The organism is Robertmurraya mesotrionivorans (genome assembly GCF_050971805.1).
Lineage (GTDB): Bacteria > Bacillota > Bacilli > Bacillales > Cytobacillaceae > Robertmurraya_A.
Map to the genome: position 1 here is coordinate 158,230 of NZ_JBPCCH010000004.1, position 15,659 is coordinate 173,888.

14 protein-coding genes are annotated in these 15,659 nt (G+C 39.1%); 7 read left to right on the top strand and 7 right to left on the bottom strand.

The window, feature by feature from the left end; genetic code table 11:
* Positions 1–11: 11 nt before the first annotated feature.
* The 3 genes from ACRX5O_RS09315 to ACRX5O_RS09325 all read left to right on the top strand — a co-directional run bounded on the left by ACRX5O_RS09315 (position 12) and on the right by ACRX5O_RS09325 (position 3,226).
* Complete coding sequence (locus ACRX5O_RS09315; RefSeq protein WP_433905672.1) at positions 12–1,175, top strand: iron-containing alcohol dehydrogenase; 1,164 nt, start codon at positions 12–14, stop codon at positions 1,173–1,175.
* A gap of 210 nt (positions 1,176–1,385) precedes the next feature.
* Positions 1,386–2,732: a glucose-6-phosphate isomerase gene (locus tag ACRX5O_RS09320; RefSeq protein WP_433905673.1), complete on the top strand. Its 1,347-nt coding sequence runs from the start codon at positions 1,386–1,388 to the stop codon at positions 2,730–2,732.
* 89 nt (positions 2,733–2,821) lie between these two features.
* Complete coding sequence (locus tag ACRX5O_RS09325) at positions 2,822–3,226, top strand: YugN-like family protein (protein WP_433905674.1); 405 nt, start codon at positions 2,822–2,824, stop codon at positions 3,224–3,226.
* Here the strand turns inward: ACRX5O_RS09325 and ACRX5O_RS09330 are convergent.
* Both ACRX5O_RS09330 and ACRX5O_RS09335 read right to left on the bottom strand, forming a co-directional pair.
* The gene (locus tag ACRX5O_RS09330; protein ID WP_433905675.1) at positions 3,223–4,215 is read right to left on the bottom strand and encodes a potassium channel family protein; all 993 of its coding nucleotides are present in this window, start codon (positions 4,213–4,215) and stop codon (positions 3,223–3,225) included. The genes ACRX5O_RS09325 and ACRX5O_RS09330 overlap by 4 nt on opposite strands.
* Before the next feature lie 96 nt (positions 4,216–4,311).
* Positions 4,312–5,670, bottom strand: coding sequence for a S8 family peptidase (locus tag ACRX5O_RS09335; RefSeq protein WP_433905676.1), 1,359 nt, complete (start codon positions 5,668–5,670; stop codon positions 4,312–4,314).
* A gap of 149 nt (positions 5,671–5,819) precedes the next feature.
* Between ACRX5O_RS09335 and ACRX5O_RS09340 the strand changes: the two genes are divergently transcribed.
* A complete protein-coding gene (locus ACRX5O_RS09340; RefSeq protein WP_433905677.1) occupies positions 5,820–6,071 on the top strand; it encodes a sigma-G-dependent sporulation-specific acid-soluble spore protein CsgA in 252 nt (83 codons plus the stop codon).
* A 25-nt stretch (positions 6,072–6,096) separates the two neighbouring features.
* Here ACRX5O_RS09340 and ACRX5O_RS09345 read toward each other — a convergent pair whose 3' ends face one another.
* Entirely contained in the window at positions 6,097–6,870 is a 774-nt protein-coding gene (locus ACRX5O_RS09345; RefSeq protein WP_433905678.1) for a TraR/DksA C4-type zinc finger protein, read from the bottom strand.
* A 161-nt stretch (positions 6,871–7,031) separates the two neighbouring features.
* Here ACRX5O_RS09345 and ACRX5O_RS09350 point away from each other — a divergent pair, with 161 nt between their 5' ends.
* The 3 genes from ACRX5O_RS09350 to ACRX5O_RS09360 all read left to right on the top strand — a co-directional run bounded on the left by ACRX5O_RS09350 (position 7,032) and on the right by ACRX5O_RS09360 (position 12,256).
* The gene (locus ACRX5O_RS09350) at positions 7,032–9,116 is read left to right on the top strand and encodes a peptidoglycan D,D-transpeptidase FtsI family protein (protein ID WP_433905679.1); all 2,085 of its coding nucleotides are present in this window, start codon (positions 7,032–7,034) and stop codon (positions 9,114–9,116) included.
* Between the two features lie 168 nt (positions 9,117–9,284).
* Entirely contained in the window at positions 9,285–11,462 is a 2,178-nt protein-coding gene (locus tag ACRX5O_RS09355; RefSeq protein WP_433905680.1) for a malate synthase G, read from the top strand.
* A 29-nt stretch (positions 11,463–11,491) separates the two neighbouring features.
* Complete coding sequence (locus ACRX5O_RS09360) at positions 11,492–12,256, top strand: IclR family transcriptional regulator (RefSeq protein WP_433905681.1); 765 nt, start codon at positions 11,492–11,494, stop codon at positions 12,254–12,256.
* Between the two features lie 455 nt (positions 12,257–12,711).
* Here ACRX5O_RS09360 and ACRX5O_RS09365 read toward each other — a convergent pair whose 3' ends face one another.
* The 4 genes from ACRX5O_RS09365 to ACRX5O_RS09380 all read right to left on the bottom strand — a co-directional run bounded on the left by ACRX5O_RS09365 (position 12,712) and on the right by ACRX5O_RS09380 (position 15,613).
* On the bottom strand, positions 12,712–13,245 hold the full coding sequence (locus ACRX5O_RS09365; RefSeq protein WP_433905682.1) for a YceI family protein: 534 nt from the start codon (positions 13,243–13,245) through the stop codon (positions 12,712–12,714).
* Positions 13,246–13,379: 134 nt separating this feature from the next.
* Positions 13,380–14,504 (bottom strand): metallophosphoesterase, encoded by a 1,125-nt coding sequence (locus ACRX5O_RS09370; RefSeq protein ID WP_433905683.1) that lies wholly within the window; start codon positions 14,502–14,504, stop codon positions 13,380–13,382.
* Positions 14,505–14,520: 16 nt separating this feature from the next.
* Positions 14,521–14,661 carry a hypothetical protein gene (locus tag ACRX5O_RS09375; RefSeq protein WP_433905684.1) on the bottom strand — a complete coding sequence of 47 codons (141 nt, stop codon included), beginning with the start codon at positions 14,659–14,661 and terminating at the stop codon, positions 14,521–14,523.
* A 100-nt stretch (positions 14,662–14,761) separates the two neighbouring features.
* Positions 14,762–15,613 (bottom strand): TetR/AcrR family transcriptional regulator, encoded by an 852-nt coding sequence (locus ACRX5O_RS09380; RefSeq protein WP_433905685.1) that lies wholly within the window; start codon positions 15,611–15,613, stop codon positions 14,762–14,764.
* Between the last annotated feature and the right edge of the window lie 46 nt (positions 15,614–15,659).

Consider the following 15,659-nt stretch of genomic DNA (forward strand, 5'->3'; position numbering starts at 1 on the left):
GAGGATGAAGTATGGATAATTTTACATTTTTTAATCCGACAAAATTGATTTTTGGTAAAGATACTATTGAACAATTGAAGGTGGAAGTACCTCAATACGGTAAGAAAGTGTTACTTGTGTATGGAGGCGGCAGCATTAAACGAAATGGCCTATATGACCAGGTCTTGTCATTATTAAAAGAAGTAGATGTTGAAGTATATGAGTTACCAGGTGTGGAACCAAACCCACGTCTTACTACCGTTAAAAAGGGAGTAGAAATCTGCAGAAATGAAGGAATTGATTTTCTATTAGCCGTTGGCGGTGGAAGTGTTATTGACTGTACAAAAGCAATTGCTGCTGGTGCGAAGTATGACGGTGACACTTGGGATCTGATGACTCGAAAGGCCGTTGCAAAGGAAGCGCTTCCGTTTGGTACGGTATTAACATTAGCTGCAACAGGATCCGAAATGAATTCAGGCTCTGTTATTACTAACTGGGAAACAAATGAAAAATACGGATGGGGCAGTGCAGTCACTTTCCCGCAATTTTCTATCCTAGATCCAGTCAATACATATACGGTTCCAAGAGATCAAACGGTGTACGGAATTGTCGACATGATGACACATGTGTTTGAACATTATTTCCATTTAACAGAGAATACAGAACTTCAGGATCGTATGTGTGAGGGATTATTGCTTACCGTAATGGAGGCAGCACCTAAGCTTCTTGAAAACCTAGAAAACTATGAGCATCGTGCAACCATACTTTATAGTGGAACAATGGCACTAAACGGAATGCTTTCTATGGGATACCGTGGAGACTGGGCAACGCATAATATCGAGCATGCGGTTTCGGCTGTTTACGATATCCCACACGGTGGAGGACTTGCGATTCTATTCCCGAACTGGATGAAGCATAACTTAAAAGTAAAACCAGAACGCTTCAAGAAGCTTGCTGTACGCGTATTCGGAGTAAACGCAGAAGGCAAAACAGACGAGGAAGTGGGTCTAGAAGGAATCGATAAACTTCGTGAGTTCTGGAACTCAATCGGTGCACCAGCACGCTTAGCAGACTACGATATTGATGATAGTCAAATTGAAGTTATGGCTGACAAAGCAATGGTATATGGCGAATTCGGAAACTTCACAAAGTTAAACAAAGAAGACGTCATGGCGATTTACCGTGCTTCTTTATAAAAAAATTTTGCGTGCAATTTTCGTAATTGCACGTGTTTCTTTTTTTATCGGGTGGAAATACTACGGTAAGAAGGTGGGATTTTGAGCATTTCTTAACAATTAACACATTTGTTTGAAATGTGTGCGCTTACATAAGTAGACGGTTCTTGATTCCTTAACCAGCTTTCGATAAAGTGGTATAGTAAACAACAAATCATTGGAGGATCATTCATGACACACGTTCGTTTTGATTACTCAAAAGCACTTAGTTTTTTTGGGGAACATGAAGTTACTTATTTACGTGATTTTGTAAAAGTTGCTCATCATTCATTACATGAAGCAACAGGAGCAGGAAATGACTTCTTAGGTTGGATTGACCTTCCAGTTAATTACGACAAAGAAGAATTTGCTCGCATCCAAAAAGCAGCAGAAAAAATCAAGCAAGACTCTGATGTTCTTTTAGTTTGTGGAATTGGTGGTTCTTACTTAGGCGCACGCGCTGCCATTGAAATGCTTCAACACAGCTTTTACAATGCATTGCCAAAGGAAAAGCGTAGCACTCCACAAATTATCTTCATCGGAAACAACATTAGTTCTACATACATGAGAGATGTAATGGATCTTTTAGACGGAAAGGATTTCTCCCTTAACGTTATTTCTAAGTCTGGTACAACAACAGAACCAGCTATCGCTTTCCGTATTTTCCGCAAGCTTTTAGAAGAAAAGTACGGAGTAGAAGAAGCGAAGAAGCGTATTTATGCAACAACTGACAAAGCAAGAGGAGCATTAAAAACTTTAGCTACTGAAGAAGGATACGAATCATTCATCATTCCTGATGATGTGGGTGGTCGTTATTCGGTTCTAACGGCTGTAGGTTTACTTCCAATTGCTGCAAGTGGGGCAGATATCGAAGCTATGATGAAGGGTGCAGCAGCTGCACGCGATGACTTCGGAAGCTCAGAGCTAGAAGAAAACTTAGCATATCAATATGCAGCAGTTCGTAACGTCCTTTACAACAAAGGTAAAACAATTGAAATGCTTATTAACTATGAGCCAGGCTTGCAATACTTTGCAGAATGGTGGAAGCAACTGTTTGGAGAAAGCGAAGGAAAAGACCAAAAAGGAATTTACCCTTCATCTGCAAACTTCTCAACAGATCTACACTCTTTAGGTCAATACGTTCAAGAAGGTCGTCGTGACCTATTTGAAACAGTTGTACGTGTAGAAAATCCTCGTCATGAGCTAACGATTGAAGAAGCTGATAGCGATTTAGACGGATTAAACTATCTTGCTGGCCAAACAGTTGATTTTGTTAACAACAAAGCTTTTGAAGGTACATTGCTTGCTCATACAGACGGCGGAGTTCCTAACTTAGTGGTGACGATTCCACAGATGGATGCTTACACATTCGGTTACCTTGCATACTTCTTTGAAAAAGCATGTGCAATGAGCGGCTACCTACTTGGTGTAAATCCATTTGACCAACCTGGTGTAGAAGCATACAAAGTAAACATGTTCGCATTATTAGGCAAACCTGGATTCGAAGAGAAGAAAGCAGAGCTTGAGAAGCGTTTATAATTAAAAAAAGTGTTAGTCATTAGAGATTTCCTCTCTTTTGACTAACACTCTTTTTTTTGTGAGAAACTAAAAGAAAAAGGGGGATGGCTATGATTCAAATTCCTTCACAAATTGAAGGCAAGCACTTTGATTTGTATAAGCTAGAGCAATTATTGAAGCCGCTGGGTTATACTATTGGCGGGAATTGGGATTACGATCACGGATACTTAGATTATAAAATTGATGATGAAAAAGGGTATCAATTTTTAAGAGTTCCGTTTCGAGTAGTAGATGGGCAACTAGACGCACGAAATTGTACGGTAGTGATTGAAAGACCATTATTGCTATCACATCTATATCAAGATGACTTAGACGATCATGCTTATATTGGCAATGCATCTGCTTCCTTTGACCAGTTCCAGGAACCGATTGATAAGGACGCAAGCTTTCCTGTAAAATTTGTAGATATCGGTAAGGCACTCGTTCAAGAACTCGAACAAATTCTTATCGATTAAAGTTTGTCAATAATAAGTAACTCATCATGATCATGAATAATCGTTTCTTGAGGAGGATTCACCAACGTGTTTTCTCCTCTTTTAATGCCGATTAAAAGCTTTCCAGCTTTAAGTAACTCCCCATTAGCGGTATAAAATGATTGAGAGACATAGTCTTTGCCTGGATGGAAGTAAACTCTACTTCCATGAAGTTGATCAAGTACTTCAACAAAAGTGGATACAATTCTATCGGTGGCGATGCAGTTTGTCATAATATAACTCATCATTCGGTTTGATTGAATGATTTCGTCAGCGCCAGCTCTTTTCGCATTTGCCATCTGTTCACGGGTAAGAACTTCTACAATAGCGGTAATGTTTGGATTTAAGCCTTTAATGGTAAGTAGCGCAAGAATCGTATTCATATCAGCATCAAGCTCATCCTTATGTTGATCAGCTGTAATAAGGACCTTTTCGGCTGTTGCAATATTTGCCTTTAGTAACACATGGTCTTGAGAAGCTCTCCCTCTAATAAAGTGTACCTTTGCATCCATAATTGGATTTGATTCCAAGGTTTCATCGATTAAAATAATATCTGAGAATTGATCGATTGTACGAATCGTTTGAATAATTTCTTTAGACCGTTCATTCCATCCAATGATAATCAAATGTCTATCTCCTCTAAAATGAACTTTTCCTTCTAGATAATTGTTTTGCCTAGAAACGGCAGTGGTAGCAAGGGTAATAAAATATGTGGATAAAAACCCAGCGCCTATAAATATTAGGAGAATTCCTACTATTCTTCCCAGAAAGGTTTCTGGAGAGTAGTCCCCATATCCAACGGTAGATGTAGTAATGATTGCCCACCAGATTCCTTCAAACATTGTAGGAAAACTCTCCGGTTCAACAAGATGAATACATACGCCAAAAATAATAACAAGTAATATAGCCATGGTTAGTATTCGTACAAGCGTAGGCAATCTTAAAAAGCCAGTATAAATTCGGTGGTGCATAGCATACCCTCACCTCTTAAAAGTTTCTCTAAAAGTATAGACCATATCCATTTGTGTTAAACTCGAAGAAAGACCCTCAGAAACGAGGGTCTTACGTTATTTCCTTTTAGCCGCAGCCAATGCTCTATTCACATCAATTAATCCTTCTCCAAAGAATTCATCTTTCCCAACTTCTCCAATGTCATAGCTTGAAGAACGAATAATGTCCATGACTTCCTTATTAGATAAAGTAGGATTGGTAGATAAAATTAAACCAGCTAATCCTGTTACATGTGGAGACGCCATTGATGTTCCGGAAAGGGCGGCATATTGGTTTTGGAAATAGGTGCTTGGAATATCAACACCCGGTGCGGCTACATCGATATAATTTCCATAGTTCGAGAAAGAGGCGCGTTCCCCTGAATAACCGATAGCTGATACGCTTAGAACTTGGTCAAAAGCAGCAGGGTAACTTGGCTGGTTCGTATTATCATTACCAGAGGCAGCGATAAGAACGACTCCTTTATCATATGCATATTGAATGGCCTCTTTTAAAACGGTAGCTGGTTGATAATTCCCTAGGCTTAAATTAATGACATCGGCTCCATGGTCTGTGGCCCAGACAATGCCTTTTGCAATATCGAACGTATAACCATATCCGTCCTTCGCTAATGTTTTTACTGGCATAATTTGATTGTACCATGTGATTCCAGCCACTCCTTCGTGATTATTTGTCTCCGAAGCGATGATTCCTGCGACGTGGGTGCCGTGACCATTATCGTCATCTGGGCTTGTCTTCTCATCGATCGCGTTATATCCTTCTACCAATTTATGCTTTAAATCTGGATGATCCAGATCTACACCTGTATCCACAACCGCAATAACGACATTTTTATCACCCTTAGAAATATCCCACCCTTTTTCTGTTTCTATTACGGGAAGATTCCACTGGTACTGCTCTTGATAATAAGTGTCATTTGGTGAAACAGCCTCATTTTGTAAAAGAATGAAGTTAGGCTCTGCATATTCCACTTCCTCTAACCCACGGAAGTAAAGGAGCATTTGGTGAGTAGTTTTTGATTTGGAGCGGAACATATATAGGTTTGCTAATTTTTCACTTCTACTTGCATCAATCTCTTTATTAATTTGAGCGAGCCGTTCATCGCTAATCTCTGTTTTAAATTTAACGGTTGCCTCATGCTCGTAGTAGTGACTTTGATCGTCTTCATTATGGTTAATAATCTGAATTTCTGAGTGATGATTAAGTTTTGAAACTAAGCGGTTATTGGATGGATCATTGTTTAAATCCATTAGTCTAGATGTTTGATCTTGAGAAGGTTCATAATTTACATTTCGCATATCTATCGTATTTCGGTCGAGCGTTCTTACTTCTCGATCGGGCATCATCCGAGCAACACCTATAATCAGCAATAATGCTAATCCAATAAGCATAAGCGGTCTTGTTCTTCGAAACATCCTTCTCACCTCATCGTTTATTTCCTACTATTAGGATGTTCAGTCACTGTCCTAGTATTGATGGTAATTTTAAGGAAGCGAGAAACATACATAAATCTCAAGCAAAACAGCAAAAATGTACGTATGTGCCATAAAAAGGAGGGATTTGAATGAACAAGCCATTAGCTTATTTAAGAGAAATTTTATCGAACTATACGGATCGATCTGACACAGCCGAATATATTTTTAAAAAGATTGAGCATGGACATTTTCCAACGGAAGAAAGCTTTGTCCGAAGCCTGTCTGATGAAGAGAATAATTTCTTAAACAGTATTCTGCCCGAGGAAATTAAGCATGCCAACAATGAACAAGATGAGACCCGTGCCAAACAATTAAATGAGGTCTACGAGCTTTTGTTTTAAAAAAGACAGAGAAAAGGACAATGAATCATTGTCCTTTTTCGTCTTTCTCTTCGTCCTCTTCCACGTAAGGGTCATGCTCAACGGCTGGTAGGTCACCAAAGGTTGTCATAATACCTTCTTCATCGAGTTCTTCTTCATACTTTTCATGTTGCTTATTTGGGTAGACAGTTACATGCTTTCCGGTAATATCGACGCCGACAAAGTTTTCGTAATCTTCCACATAGCCAACATTCTCTTGAGGTTCGATATACATGTCATTATAATGATCCACTTGCTCCACTAAATCAGAAGGGCTCTCAGATGTTCCATAGCTTGCAACATCCTGCCAGGAATCCTCTGCATCATACGAGACATTTTCATCGGTCTCATCCATATCAAATTTACCGAAAGGAGGCATTAATACACCTTCTTCGATCGGTCTTTCATGAGAGGTCACTTTATCTGGAGTGTGCTCTATACAATATAGTGTATTTGGGAGAGCTTCTAAACGCTCAACAGGGATCTCTTTATGACAAACAACGCATGTACCGTATGTTCCGTTTTTGATTGCTTCTATTGCTTCAAGAGTATTACGATATTCCAATCGATAATGCTCGTTAAGAGCGAGATCTTTTTCCCGTTCATATAATTCGGTTCCAGCATCACCAGGGTGGTTGTCGTAAACAGAAAGTTCACTTACCGAATCGGAAAGACTTCGCTGCAAATTGAAATGATCATTGTTTTCAAATTCCTCTTCTATCTGTGCTTTACGGTCTTCTAACACTTGCTTAAATTGCTGTAGTTGCTGACTTGATAGCATCTCAACCAATCCTTTCGCTGGTCTGGTACATGTTTTAGTATTTACCGATATATGTAGGAACATAAAAGGTAAAATGTGCTTAGAAAAAAATGTCGATTCATCTCCTAGTTCTTCCTAAAAGTTTGTTATAATTAGTTGGGTGTGGAAGGGAGAACTGAAAATTGGGAAATAGGGAATTACTAAAAAAGAATTTAAAAAGTAGATCATTTCGGTTAAACCTACTGTTCTTTGTTATATTTTGTCTATTTACACTTCTCATTATCCGTTTAGGATTAGTACAAATCGTATTCGGGGAATCATATAGTAAAGAAGTTTCAAGACTTGATGCAACGGTTGTTAGTTTGCCAGTACCTCGAGGCAAAATGTATGACCGACATGGACAAGTGATTGTCGATAATGAAGGAATGGATGCTGTCGCCTTTTCAGAAGAACCAGGCATGACAACTGAAGATAAAATTGAAGTAACGCGTAAACTTGCAAAACTATTAAGCTTAGAAAAAGAGAGTTATAAAGAAAGAGATTTAAAGGATTACTGGTTAGCTGCATATCCAGATGAAGCGGAAAAGCTCCTAAAGGAAAAAGAACTTTCGCTTACTGGGAAAGAACAATATGCCCTGCAAATTGAACGTGTTCCTGAAACTGCTCTGAAGGAAATTGAAGAAAAAGAGCGTGAGGAAGCCATTATTTACAAGCGCATGACAAGTGGCTATATGTATGAAATACAAACGATTAAATCTGAGGGCCTAACTCTTGAAGAGATGGCAACCGTATCGGAAAATCTCAGTTATCTTCCAGGTGTAGAAATTATTACAGATTGGAATCGTATTTACCCATATGGTGAAATGTTAAAGCCGGTATTAGGCAGCGTAACAACAGCCAAACAGGGAATATTAGAAGAAAGAAGCAATTATTACTTATCTAGAGGCTACTCGCGTAACGACCGGGTTGGAAAAAGCTATTTAGAATATCAATATGAAGAATTACTCCATCCGAATAAAGGTCAAAAGAAATACGTAACCGACCGAAGCGGTAACGTGGTTGATGAAGTAATCGTCTCTGAAGGATCAAGAGGAATGGATTTACGCTTAAGTATCAATGCCGACTTGCAAAAAGAAGTTGAAAAGATACTAGAAGAAGAAATATGGGATGCAAAAGCAGGGAGAGGGAATAACCTCCTTGACCGTGCGTTTGTGGTTATGATGCATCCGTATACTGGTGAAGTGTATAGCATCGCAGGCAAAATGATTAACCAGGAAAATAAGAGCGAGTTACTCGATTACTCTGTAGGAGCGTTTGCGAGTCAGTATGAAATGGGATCGACAGTCAAAGGAGCAACCGTTCTGGCGGGTTACCAAACAGATACTATTAAGCACGGCTCATACTTCTATGACTCACCGATCATTATAAAAGGTACACCACCGAAGTCATCATGGAAAAACTTTGGAAGCTTAAATGATCTAAAGGCACTAGAAGTTTCAAGTAACGTGTACATGTTCCATACAGTGATGAAAATGGCTGGTGTGAACTATGTTCCACATTCAGGTATCTCTGTTCAGGAAGAGGATTACACAAGATTAAGAAATATTTATAAGCAGTTTGGTCTTGGGGTATCAACTGGAGTTGACCTTCCAAATGAAGCGACAGGTTTTCAAGGAAAACCAGATAACCCAGGGTTACTTCTCGACATGGCTATCGGTCAGTACGATACGTACACACCGATTCAAATGGCGCAATATGTATCAGCCATTGCAAATGGAGGAATGCGTGTGAAGCCTCACCTTGTAGCGAGTGTACACGAACCTTCAAGAGAGCAAGAACTAGGACCGGTCGTTCAGAACATCAAAACAGAAGTATTAAATCGAGTGTTAAACACAGATGAAGATTTAGCTCGTGTTCGTGAAGGGTTTTACCGAGTCGTAAATGGATCGAATGGGACAGCAAAAGGCTCATTCACCATGGACGTTTCAGGGAAAACAGGAACGGCGGAAACCCATTATTACGGGCCAGACCGCTCTAAGTGGGGGCAGGCAACTTACAACCTAACATTCGTCGGTTACTACCCATCTGAGAATCCTAAAGTAGCTTTCTCCGTAGTCGTTCCATGGGCGTCAAATGACAAACATCCTGTTAACAAACGAATTGCTAACCGTGTGATTGAAGCATTTATTAAATACGAAGAACAACGAGCGATAGAAATCCCTACAGATGTTGAGGGCGAAGAGCCATTGTTAACAGAAGCACAATAATATTTATGAGAGACCTAGATTCGGTAGAATCTAGGTTTATTTGTGTTTGAAAAATCCGATCAAATATTGTTTGAATTATCTTACAATGGTGTGTTACGATAAAAGCATAAAAATAACAAACAGCGTTGCGTAATAAGAAACAGTCTATTTTCAAAGGGAGGAAAGACAATGTCTATTTATGTAACAAAAGGGAAGTTAAAAATTGCAGCAGAGCTTTACCATTTCATCCAAAAGGAAGCGCTGCCACAAACTCAGCTCGATGAAGAATCATTTTGGGAGGGACTTACAGAGCTGGTCCATGATCTAACACCGAAAAATGAAGCACTTTTAAGAAAAAGAGACCTTCTCCAGCAGCAAATCAACACATTCCATAAACAACAACCATCCTTCACACCTGAGCCCTACAAAAACTTCTTAACGGAGATCGGTTATCTAGAACAAGAAGTATCTAACTTTGAAGTTACAACAGAAAATGTGGATGAAGAAATTAGCCTCCAAGCGGGTCCTCAGCTCGTTGTTCCTGTCGACAATGCCCGATATGCATTAAATGCTGCCAATGCGCGATGGGGGAGTCTGTATGATGCCCTTTATGGAACAGACGTAATTAGTGAGGAAGAGGGAGCATCAAAAACAGGAGCTTATAATCCAATTCGTGGGGAGAAAGTAATCTCTTTTGCAAAGCAATTTTTAGATCAAACGGCTCCTCTTCAGGAAGGCTCTCATAAGGCTGTAACCAATTATCATATTCAAAAGGGTCAGTTAAACATTACCTTAACAAATGGAAACAAGACACAGCTGAAAAACCAACAGCAATTCGTCGGATACCAAGGCGGAAGTGAAAATCCATCAGCAATCTTGTTGAAAAATAACGATCTCCACTTTGAAATCCAGATTGATCGCCATTCACCAATCGGAGCGTCAGATGCTGCTGGTGTAAAAGACATTGTCATGGAATCGGCCTTAACCACCATTATGGACTGCGAAGATTCTGTTGCCGCAGTAGATGCTGAAGACAAAGTACGTGTGTACCGAAATTGGCTAGGATTAATGAAAGGGGACTTAACAGCTACTTTCCAAAAAGGTTCACAAACCCTAACTCGTAGCTTGCAACCTGACCGTGAATATACAAGTCCAGCCGGAGACCTATTCTCATTAAAAGGTCGCTCCCTTATGTTCGTTAGAAATGTCGGCCATTTAATGACGACTAACGCCATCCTAGATCAAGCAGGAAATGAAGTGCCAGAAGGGATCATGGACGCTGTAGTAACAAGCTTGATAGCAAAGCACTCTCTTTTAAGAAATGGCTTATACCAAAATTCCTCTAAAGGCTCTATCTATATTGTGAAACCAAAAATGCACGGATCCGAAGAAGTAGCTTTTGCTAATGAATTATTTAACCGGGTGGAGGACTTGATCGACGTTCCAAGAAACACGATTAAAATTGGGGTAATGGATGAAGAAAGACGTACGAGTCTCAATTTGAAGAATTGCATACATGAAGTAAAGGAACGAATTGTGTTTATCAATACCGGCTTCCTTGACCGTACGGGAGATGAAATTCATACATCAATGGAAGCGGGAGCGATGATACGAAAAAATGAGATGAAAACGTCCACTTGGCTTCAAGCCTATGAAAAGTCCAATGTCGCTACGGGCTTAACTGCGGGTCTTCAAGGAAAAGCACAAATTGGAAAAGGGATGTGGGCAATGCCGGATTTGATGGCTGAAATGATGAAACAAAAAATCGGTCATCTGAAAGCAGGTGCTAACACGGCTTGGGTCCCATCACCGACGGCAGCCACTCTGCATGCTCTTCATTATCATCAAGTCCATGTAGGTTTAGTTCAAGAGGAACTGAAGCAAAACCTACAAAGCTATCAAGCTGATATTTTAAGCATTCCAGTTGCAGGAGATAGTAGCTGGAGTAAAGAAGAGATTCAAGCAGAGCTAGACAATAATGCACAGGGGATACTCGGATATGTAGTGCGTTGGGTCGAGCAAGGAGTCGGCTGTTCTAAAGTTCCAGACATCCATCATATCGGCCTAATGGAAGACCGAGCAACCTTACGAATTTCAAGTCAACATATGGCCAACTGGCTACATCATGGAATTTGTACAGAGGAACAAGTGCTAGAAACGATGAAGCGGATGGCAAAAGTAGTGGACGAACAAAATGCGGGAGACGAAAATTACCGTCCAATGGCTGAAAGATACGAGGATTCCGTTGCCTTCCAAGCAGCATGTGAGTTGGTGTTTAAAGGATATGAACAGCCGAGCGGGTATACCGAACCCATATTACATTGTCGAAGAAGAGAAGCAAAAAGAAAATTTGCCCATCAAAAATAATCAACAGATCAGGGCGTGAGGTGAAGAAAATGGAAAGAGAAAATATGGTCAAATCGGTGAGTCGCGCCCTTGATATTATTACTCTTGTTTCTATGAAAAAAGAAGGTCTTGGCGTTACAGAAATCGCCAATCAGATGGATATAAACAAAAGCTCCGTCTACCGTATATTAACAACGTTAGCGCAATACGGGTATATTGAGCAAGATGCTGATAGTGGTCGTTATCGGCTTGGTTATACCTTTTTGGATATTAGCTCAAAGCTTTTAGATTCCATAGATATCCGAACGGAAGCAAAGCCATACTTACAAGAGCTGGGAAAGGTGACTGATGAGGTTATCCACTTAGTGGTTTATGATCATGATGAAGTCGTTTATATTGAAAAATTTGAAGGAACAGAAACGCTCCGTATGCACTCAAAGGTAGGGAGACGAGCACCTATGCACTGTACAGGAGTGGGGAAAGCCATTTTAGCCTACTTACCATCTGCCACCACTGAGGACATCATCCAAAGAAAAGGGTTGCCTGTTCATACAAAATATACAATTACCGATCGTGCAAAATTTCTATCTGAATTAGAAGCAGTTAAACAAAGAGGGTATGCTTTAGATTTACAGGAAAATGAGGTGGGTATAACGTGCATTGCCGTACCCATTTTCGACAATAAGGGGAATGCAGTGGCAGCGTTAAGTGTATCGGGCCCAACGATTCGAATGACGGATGAACGTATGGATGAATTGAAACCACATGTCCTTGAAACAGGATCAAACATCTCAAGACGGTTAGGATATCGATAAAAGATGAGCTCCAGGAAATGTTTAAAGGGTTCCTTTTGAGGTTCTCATGGATTTTTGAGATAAAACTCACTCCCTTTTAAATAAGATGTCTTGTACTTAATCAAGTAATTAGCAAAAGTAAAATAAGGGGAGATTTTCCGGTTAGATGCAGAATGGAGCCCGTTTCGGGGGGAATAAGGGGAAATTTCCGCTTATGCAAAGAAAAATCCCGCATTTTCGAAGTTTTAGAGATAATAGGCGGAATCTCTCCGTCTATTTAAGCCTTTTTTAATAATAAAAATTAATTAAGGGAAATTTCTCCGTCTAACCTAATCCCCAACCGATAATTGCTATATCAAAGTTAATGGAATTTAGTAGAACGCATATAAAAAAAGAAAAGATGTATGCCAAATTCATACATCTTTTCTTATCTCTTAAATAAGAAAGCACCCGAAAACGGAACCCTTCAGTAAGTATTACTCAGCTTTAGCAGCTTCTAAAGAAATAGAGAACTTCACTTTATCTCCAACAAGAACTCCACCAGTTTCAAGAGCAGCGTTCCAAGTTAGACCATAATCACTGCGGTTTACTGTACCCTCGGCACTGAAACCAACCTTTTCATTGCCCCAAGGATCTTTGCCTTGACCTTCAAAATTTACAACAAAAGTTTCAGATCTTGTGACTCCGTGAAGAGTAAGGTCCCCAGTAACGTTGTACTCATCTTCGTCTTTTCTTTCAATTGAGGTAGATTTGAATACCATAGATGGGTAGTTTTCCACATCAAAGAAATCAGCCGAACGAAGGTGATTGTCGCGATCTTCGTTACGAGTGTCAATGCTTGCTACATCTACATTAAACACGATGCTAGCAGTTGTTAAGTCTGTTGGATCTGCATCAATTTCTGCGTCAAACTTATGGAATGCACCATTTGTTTTAGCGATCATCATATGTTTGATTGAAAAATCTACGTTGCTGTGAGCTGTGTCAACTGCCCATTTAGTTTTTGTCATTTTTACAAACCTCCAATAATTTTGTTTTAGTTCATATATCTTGAATTAAATATATTTTATTTCGAAGTAATTATATGATATGGTTCAAACCTTTGTCAATAAATAAATTTTCGAAAAAATAAAAACAGTTTGCGCTACGTTCGCAAACTGTTTTTTGTAAAAGTAATATCAATTAAAAGTATTTCTGAACGACTCCCGATTCGGAGCGGTGGACCCCAAAAGCCAAAGCCTGAGGAGACAAATGCATGAAGCTGACTTTTCTTCAAGTATCCCCAATCAAGCTCGAAAATTCTTCTAGTAATCAAGTGATTCGGTGCCATCTGTCCACGATGAGTATGTCCAGACAGCATTAAATCGGCTCCGTGCTCTGCTGCTTGAACGAGTTCAAGTGGTTGATGATCCATAATAAAAATCGGCTTTGTCTCATCTAAACTCTCAAGTAGGTTTTCAATGTTTTTTCTGTTACGGTCGGTCTTATCTTTTCTCCCAACAAGCTGTATGCCGCCTTCAAGAACAACTGTTTCGTCCATAAGAATGGGAATTCCAATACGCTGCATTTCTTTTATATACACGGGAATTCCACCACCATAATATTCGTGATTTCCTAAAACCCCGTATACACCATATGTAGCTGATAAGTTTTCCAAAATCGAACCGAATCCTTTTTGAATAAAAGGCTCAGGATCATCATCAATAATATCTCCTGGTAACAGAATCAGATCAGGCTGTAATGAATTCACTTCATGAACCAATCGATTCGCATGAGTTTTGCCGGATAAATGGCCAAAGTGCATATCTGATGCCATAACGACCCGGAGAGAGGAAAACGTAGCTTCCTTATCTATTTCAATCTCATGCTCCCTAATTACAGGATTATAGGCGTTAAAAGTACCAAGTCCCAAAATACTGATCATCACCAAAAGGACAATGGTACCAACCCAAAAAATAACAGTGTCAGATGAGAAGCCAGCAAAAATAAATAGCCAACCAATAAAATCAGCAATCGGGAGAAGCAACAAGGTGTATTGAATAATTCCGAACCAATACGAACCTATGTATTTTAGAAATAGTAATTGTTTGAAAAATCTCGCTAGCACATAGCTGTAGGATAATAGAAAAATGACAGCAACGACTAGGCCGAGAATATTTACTGAAAAAGTGGACTGTAGCCATAGATGTATATTCCAACTAACATAAAAGGTAAAGACACTATATAAAATAATGGTTAGGACAAGCCTACTGTACATGGCTGTTTTCAAAAGTTTCTACTCCTATTCATGTGTTACAAGGGCGCTTACATAGTGAAGCTTGAATTCCTTGTTTCTGTAGCTTTTCAACAATTTGCGCACTCGTTAATCGTTTACTTATTGTCATAGTTTCACGAACCGCCTGTTTTACTACCTCATTTAGCTTCAAGTTTACCCCTCTTTTCATAATGACTACATGGTCATTATTATTATACATTTCGTATGACTGAGTGGTCAATCTATGTAATAAACGTTTAATCGCTGAACGTTTATTTTTTGGAATAATATTCTGAAATGAGATTTTTATAATGGTCAAGGCTAGGGTATTCATTGAAATTTGATAGCATTCCTTGAATGACAGGAGCTCGAGGCTTCTCTTTTTCTATTTCTTCCCTTAATACTTGAAAAGTTACAAGTAGTTCGTCTTCTCCTATTTTTTCTATTTCTTCTTCTAAGTTTTTTAATACGTTTGAAATAGATGGTTGATCAGACGAAAAGAAAAAGGTCAAAAGTTCCTCTACTTTTTTATTTGTTAAGAAGGGACTGTCTTCATAAATATCCTTCACTATACTATCTGTTCTCCTAAGAATAAACTCAGTAACCTGTCTAATATTGAAATCAGGTGATGAAAATAATAAAACACCCATATACGATTTAATCATACCTTCAAGGATGATCGTTATATCCCACGAGTACGGCTCAATATCCGGACCATAGATTTGGATAATGCTTTTACGATAGTGTTGATGAGATTCCATCTGCTTTACTAATAAAAGCTGTTTAATGGTTTCATTTCTTGGTATCGCTTGCTCCTTTGTTAGCATAATAAGAAAGTCTCTGTGCGTAATAAAATGTGAAAATAATACCATCTGTTGACAGATTAGCTTTTCACGAGGACTTTCTATGTTTATCGTCTGTTCGGAAAAGGCTTGCTCTATCATCTCAAAATGGTATTTCAAAATAGCTAATAGTAAGTCATCTTTAGATTTAAAGTGTAAATAAAAGGCTCCTTTAGAAATTCCGCTTTCTGTTGCAATTTCTTGGATGGATGTTGTTGAAAATCCTTTACTAGCAAAAAGCCTCATGCTCACTTCGATAATTTGCCTATCTTTTTCATTCATAGAAAAACCCCCGTTAAACCTAGTTCCAATCTTAATTGTAATTTTT

What these genes read in the sequence shown, in the direction of transcription:
- ACRX5O_RS09355 (WP_433905680.1), top strand. Translation starts at nt 9,285, where the DNA reads ATGTCTATTTATGTAACAAAAGGGAAGTTAAAAATTGCAGCAGAGCTT.
- ACRX5O_RS09315 (WP_433905672.1), top strand. Translation starts at nt 12, where the DNA reads ATGGATAATTTTACATTTTTTAATCCGACAAAATTGATTTTTGGTAAA.
- ACRX5O_RS09360 (WP_433905681.1), top strand. Translation starts at nt 11,492, where the DNA reads ATGGAAAGAGAAAATATGGTCAAATCGGTGAGTCGCGCCCTTGATATT.
- ACRX5O_RS09330 (WP_433905675.1), bottom strand. Translation starts at nt 4,215, where the DNA reads ATGCACCACCGAATTTATACTGGCTTTTTAAGATTGCCTACGCTTGTA.
- ACRX5O_RS09340 (WP_433905677.1), top strand. Translation starts at nt 5,820, where the DNA reads ATGAACAAGCCATTAGCTTATTTAAGAGAAATTTTATCGAACTATACG.
- ACRX5O_RS09380 (WP_433905685.1), bottom strand. Translation starts at nt 15,613, where the DNA reads ATGAATGAAAAAGATAGGCAAATTATCGAAGTGAGCATGAGGCTTTTT.
- ACRX5O_RS09365 (WP_433905682.1), bottom strand. Translation starts at nt 13,245, where the DNA reads ATGACAAAAACTAAATGGGCAGTTGACACAGCTCACAGCAACGTAGAT.
- ACRX5O_RS09335 (WP_433905676.1), bottom strand. Translation starts at nt 5,670, where the DNA reads ATGTTTCGAAGAACAAGACCGCTTATGCTTATTGGATTAGCATTATTG.
- ACRX5O_RS09320 (WP_433905673.1), top strand. Translation starts at nt 1,386, where the DNA reads ATGACACACGTTCGTTTTGATTACTCAAAAGCACTTAGTTTTTTTGGG.
- ACRX5O_RS09345 (WP_433905678.1), bottom strand. Translation starts at nt 6,870, where the DNA reads ATGCTATCAAGTCAGCAACTACAGCAATTTAAGCAAGTGTTAGAAGAC.
- ACRX5O_RS09325 (WP_433905674.1), top strand. Translation starts at nt 2,822, where the DNA reads ATGATTCAAATTCCTTCACAAATTGAAGGCAAGCACTTTGATTTGTAT.